Genomic DNA, 6,126 nt, shown 5'->3' with positions numbered 1-6,126 from the left:
CCGTTACTGCTTGGTCTACCTTCGCTTTGGCTGCTTCTTTTTCTTCTGTTGTCGCATCCTGGATTCGATCAATTGCTTCTTTCTTAGCTCTAGCTACTTCATCAATTGCCTCTCTTGCTTTTATTTTTTTCGTAATTTCTGGTTGGATTGCATTAATAAAATTTGTACCATTTGTTTTAGCAGTATCTACATTTTCATTTTTTAGTGCTTGATGAATTTGTGCCTTAGCCTTAGTAACCTCTTGATCTATTTTCGCTATTGCTGCCTCTTTTTCTTCTACTGTTGCATCAGGTGTTTGATCAATTGCTGCTTTTTTAATTCGGGCTACCTCATCGATTGTATCTCTTGCATCTGATTTTTTAACCACTTCTGGAATAACTGCATTAATTGCAGTTATTCCTTCATTTTGTGCATCATCTACACTTGAATTAGTAGTTGCTTGATTAATGTTATTTTTAGCTTCGGTTACTATTTTATCTACTTTTGCCTTTGCGACTTCTTTTTCTTCTATAGTCGCATCTTCTATTAAATCAATTTCTTGTTTTTTAGCTATAGCGGCTTGATCAATTGCTTGTGCAGCAGCATTTTTCTTTACTGGATGCGCTTCTACTTGTGATATCTCGTTTACTTTGTTTTCTTTTAATATTTCAATTTCATTATTGTGATTTAGACTGTTAATATCTGCTTTTGCTCTAGCTACCAAATTGTCTATCTCAGTTTTGGCTGCATTTTTTTCTTCTAAAGTTGCATTATTATCCTTATCTATTTCAACTTTTCTTGCAGATGCTATATTATCTATTGCTGTTCTAGCGTTACTTCGAACAGTTGGGGTTATAGTAGCAGCATTCACACTATCTATGCTACTTGCTTTTTGTTGAGCTACACCATTATTTGTAGTTTCATTCATAATATTTGTTGTAGCCTCTGACACTAAATTATCAATCGTTGCTTTTGCAGCTTCTTTTTCTTCTACTGTTGCATCAGGATTATTATCAAACTCTACTTTTTTAGCATTTGCTCTTTCAGTTAATTCATCAATTGCTGCTTGCTTTACTGTTGGAGTAAGATCAATCATTGTAATTTCATTAATTCCAGTGTCTTTATTTGTTGATACATCATTTGAGGTCATTGATTGATCAACAGTTGTATAACTAGATTGTAGTGCTTGATTCACTTGCTCAATCACAGCATTTTTTTCTTCAATTGTAGCTGTATCGTTACCCATAAAGAGCGCTCTTTTAGTTCTTGCAACTTTGTCTAATGATAATTTAGCATGTGCTTTATCTAAATTTAAATCGATACTATTAATCGTTGCTTGATCTTTCAATTCACTTATAGGCATCTCATCTGTTTCAGCTAATACTTCTTTAGCTTTTCTAAGTACCACTTGCATTGCTTCCCATACTTCTGGTGAATTATCGTTTTGATCAAGATTGGCTAAATCATCTTCAATTTCTGTTACTTTGTCTCTCAAATGTTGCTTATACATTTTAACTGTAATGGTTTGTTTATCTAATACAATATCTCCTTGTCGCATAGCAGAATCAACATTTACAAATTCATTATGCACACCGTATCTTGTATAATGATCGCCATTATTACGTCCAAAATCTTTAGAATCACTTAATCTATTCATATTTATACCATCTGTAACATAAGTCAAATGTCCTAAGAATTCTTTTTCAATTGGTCGATCAGTTGGTAAGGATAATCCTATAGAAATATTTTTACTTGCTCCTGCTTCCAGTCGATCTATTTTAACTGTTAACTCTTTAGTTGCTGCATTAAATTTTCCAGTAGCATTTTTTGTAGATACATATGTCACATCTTCTGGTAAAACAATCGTATATTCTGTTTTATTTGAACTAGAATGTCCTCTATTTTCAATTCTAAACCCTATTTCTTGATAAACTCGATCAGCATTTATGGATCCAGATTGTGCAAAGTAGTGTGTATTATTTACTGTCGCAGTTAAATATGCGCCACTATTAATGGTAACATCAGCTAACACTCCGCCTCCAAAGTTATTAGGACCAGTAAGGAGTCTATGTCCATTAGTAGAATCAGTACTACGATTTAATGCCGATTCAAATCTTAATCTTAATCGTGAGACTGTTTCTGGCACTTGAAATACACCTACAAAGTTACCAATTGGGTTCTGTAATATATCCGGAGTTCCTTTATATAAAAGTGTAGAAGGATTATTAGCATCGTAAATATACACTCTTGCACCATTAACCCCCCATATATTATTCATACTACTAGAAATATAATGTAATTGGATTTCTGATCCAGGAGTAACATCAACATCTTGGTAAATTGATCCTACTGTAGGATCAGCTATACCTGGAACTTGATTAAAGTTACCATTGTATTTTGATAGTACTACACCAATTTTATTATTGGTTTTATCGAATATATAAGGATTGTATGCGGGCAACGATTTAGGACCCCAAATTAATGGAATGATGGTTTGATCATTACTATTTACATGCCAACCCGGTACAGTATTTGCTTCATTCATTGCAGACTCTAAATTCTTAGTCGGTATCGTCGCACCCTGTGAATTATCTGTAAATGTCCCATTAATGATTTGACCAGTATTTTGTTCATTTACAGCCATTGGATCTGTATTTGTAGTATTAGGAGTGTTATCTACTGAACGTTTCCCTCTTCTATGTGGTTGATTAACGTTTGTAGTTTCATGATTATTTTCATTACTAACTACGTCATTAGTTGTTACTTTCTCATTATGATTTGTATTATTTTCAGTGCTATTAATTACATTATTCACTGTACCTTCTTCACGTTCACGGTTAATTGAATGCTCACTTGAAGTATTACTTTCATTATTTCGATTATTTTCATTTGAATTAGATGTATTTGCTGACGTTGTTTCATTATGTGGTTGTTCAATATTAGTATTTTGTTTATTAATCGTCGCACTTTCATTCGTTTGTGGCGCACTTGTATTTGTTTCTGCATCATGAGTTGCTGCATGACCAGGATGTGATAAAAACACTAATGTAGCAATTAGCGTTGAAAATGTCCCCACACTAAATTTACGAATACTAAATTTCTGTTTTTTAAAAAGATTCATTATGTTTCCTCCTTGATGTTCTCTCTTGATGTCAATTGTTATAATGAAAATGTTTTATGTATGCTATAGTTGTTACTATCACTTACATAATATTATATTCACACTTAAATATAATATCATAATAAAATTAAAAGTACTACAACTAAATAATATAAAAATATTAAAAATAAGTTAAATTATAAAAAACAGCGAAGAATCATAACTTCGCTGTTTTTCTGTATTATAGTTTAAATATTTATAAATCATTATATACTGTCTATTTCAATACCTTCATCGCCCCATGCTTGCATGCCCCCTTCAACATTAACTGCATGAATACCTTCATTTTCAAGGTAGTTCGCTACTTTTTCACTACGAACACCTGCAGCACAAACGATGTAGTACGTTTCATTTTTATTAAATTGATTTAAGTTATCAGCAATTTGATCCATTGGAATAGTTTTAGCTCCAGGAATTGTCCCCATTGCAGTTTCTTCATCTGTTCGCACATCGATAATATTTACTGGATTAGATCCTAGTATTTTCTCTTTTAATTGATCTACTGTAATTGATTCCATTATAAAACTCCTCCTTCATTATTTTGCAACGATATTCACTAATTTTTGAGGTACAGCAATAACTTTTTTAATCTCTTTACCTTCTATAGATAGTTTAACATTTTCATTTTGTAATGCTAACTCTTGCATATCTTCTTTAGATAAGTCTTTAGGAATATTGATTTTCGCTCTTACTTTACCATTAACTTGCACTACAATTTCAATCTCATCATCTACAAGTAATGATGCATTATACGTAGGCCAAGGTTGGTACGTAATAGTTTCTTGATTACCTAAAAGTTGCCATAACTCTTCACTAACGTGAGGGGCAATTGGTGCTAACATTTTAACAAATCCTTCTACATAAGGTTTGTAAATGTTATTCGCTTTATAACAATCATTGATAAATACCATTAATTGACTAATTGCCGTATTAAAGTTAAGAGTATCAAAGTCTTCTGTCACTTTTTTAACTGTTTGATTATAAACTTTATCTAATGAATTATCGTTATTTTCAACAATTTTATTAGATAATGACCCATCTTCATTAATGAATAATCTCCATACACGATCTAAGAAACGTCTAGAGCCATCTAACCCATTTTCACTCCATGCTATAGCTGCATCTAATGGTCCCATAAACATTTCATATAGGCGTAATGTATCTGCGCCATGGGATGCTACGATATCATCAGGATTAACAACATTACCTTTAGATTTACTCATTTTTTCGTTGCCTTCACCGAGAATCATACCTTGGTTGAATAATTTTTGGAATGGTTCTTTCGTAGGAACTACACCTAAATCATATAATACTTTATGCCAGAATCTTGAATACAGTAAGTGAAGTACCGCATGTTCTACTCCACCAATATATAAGTCTACCGGCAACCAATGTTTTAATTTCTCTGGATCTGCTAATATATTCTCATTATGTGGATCAATATATCGTAAATAATACCAACAACTACCAGCCCATTGTGGCATAGTATTTGTTTCGCGACGTCCTTTCATGCCTGTTTTTTCATCAACAACATTTACAAAGTCATCAATATTGGCTAATGGTGATTCACCCGTACCAGATGGTTTGATTTGGTCAGTTTCAGGAAGTAATAATGGAAGTTCTTCTTCAGGCACAGTTGTCATCGTACCATCTTCCCAATGAATCACTGGAATTGGTTCTCCCCAATAACGTTGTCTACTAAATAACCAGTCACGTAATTTGTAATTCACTTTTTTCTCGCCAGCACCTTTGGCTTCGAGTAAAGTAATTGCTTTAGAAATTGCTTCTTTATTATCTAGCCCATCTAGTTCGCCAGAATTGATATGTGCACCTTCTCCAGTATATGCTTCTTCTTGAACGTTTCCGCCCTCGATAACTTCAATGATAGGTAAATCAAATTTCTTAGCAAATTCATGGTCTCGCTCATCATGTCCTGGTACTGCCATAACTGCACCTGTACCATAAGTCGATAATACATAATCAGCAATCCAAATTGGAAGTTTCTCACCTGATAATGGGTTAATAGCACACGCCCCAGTAAACACACCTGATTTATCTTTTGCTAAATCAGTACGCTCTAAGTCTGATTTTTTTGATGCTTCTTCTTGATACTGTTGAACCATTTCTTTTTTGTCATCAGTAGTAATTTCATTCACTAACGCATGTTCAGGACTAAGTACTAAGAATGTTGTACCGTAGATAGTATCTGGACGTGTTGTAAACACATCAATAGTGTCATTAGTATTTTCAACATTAAATGACACACGTGCACCTTCAGAACGACCAATCCAGTTTCTTTGCATATCTTTAATTGATTCAGGCCAATCTAATTCATCTAAATCTTCTAATAAACGATCGGCATATTCTGTAATTTTTAATACCCATTGTTTCATCGGACGTCTATATACAGGATGACCTCCACGTTCTGATACACCATCTACAACCTCTTCATTTGATAACACTGTACCAAGTGCCGGACACCAATTTACTGCAACTTCATCTACATATGCGAGTCCTTTATTATAAAGCTGAATAAAAATCCATTGCGTCCATTTATAATATTCAGGATCTGTAGTATTAACTTCTCGATCCCAATCATAACTAAAACCTAGTTCTTGAATTTGACGTTTAAATGTTTGAACATTCTTTTTAGTAAATTCTCTAGGATCATTCCCTGTATCTAACGCGTACTGCTCAGCGGGTAATCCAAAGGCATCCCAACCCATTGGATGTAATACATTATATCCTTGCATACGTTTATAACGAGAAATAATATCCGTTGCAGTATATCCTTCTGGATGTCCTACGTGTAATCCAGCACCAGATGGATATGGAAACATATCTAATGCATAGAATTTTTTTTGACCTAAATTATCGTTTGCTTTGAATGTTTTATTCTCAGCCCAATAATTTTGCCATTTCTTTTCAATCTCTTTGTGATTATAACCCAAAGTATTTTCCTCCTAATAAAAATAAAACACCTCAAA

Annotated in this window: 3 protein-coding genes; all 3 read right to left on the bottom strand. The window is 33.3% G+C overall.

Translation table 11 applies throughout. The features are described from left to right. Window positions 1-3,100: SasC/FmtB family protein (locus tag HMPREF2953_RS00365; RefSeq protein WP_141754057.1), on the bottom strand; the 3,100-nt coding region annotated here is incomplete at its 3' end. Window positions 3,101-3,345: 245 nt separating this feature from the next. Further along, window positions 3,346-3,657 carry a rhodanese-like domain-containing protein gene (locus HMPREF2953_RS00360; protein WP_002449646.1) on the bottom strand — a complete coding sequence of 104 codons (312 nt, stop codon included), beginning with the start codon at window positions 3,655-3,657 and terminating at the stop codon, window positions 3,346-3,348. Window positions 3,658-3,675: 18 nt separating this feature from the next. Beyond that, the gene (gene leuS, locus HMPREF2953_RS00355; protein WP_070671255.1) at window positions 3,676-6,090 is read right to left on the bottom strand and encodes a leucine--tRNA ligase; all 2,415 of its coding nucleotides are present in this window, start codon (window positions 6,088-6,090) and stop codon (window positions 3,676-3,678) included. Window positions 6,091-6,126 lie beyond the last annotated feature (36 nt).

Source organism: Staphylococcus sp. HMSC072E01 (genome assembly GCF_001814125.1).
Taxonomy (GTDB): Bacteria; Bacillota; Bacilli; order Staphylococcales; family Staphylococcaceae; genus Staphylococcus; species Staphylococcus hominis.
Note: the sequence above shows the minus strand (reverse complement) of the source record. Positions and strands in the feature narration are given on the sequence as shown.

Coding starts and splice junctions, on each gene's coding strand:
- HMPREF2953_RS00360 (WP_002449646.1), bottom strand. CDS start 3,657: ATGGAATCAATTACAGTAGATCAATTAAAAGAGAAAATACTAGGATCT.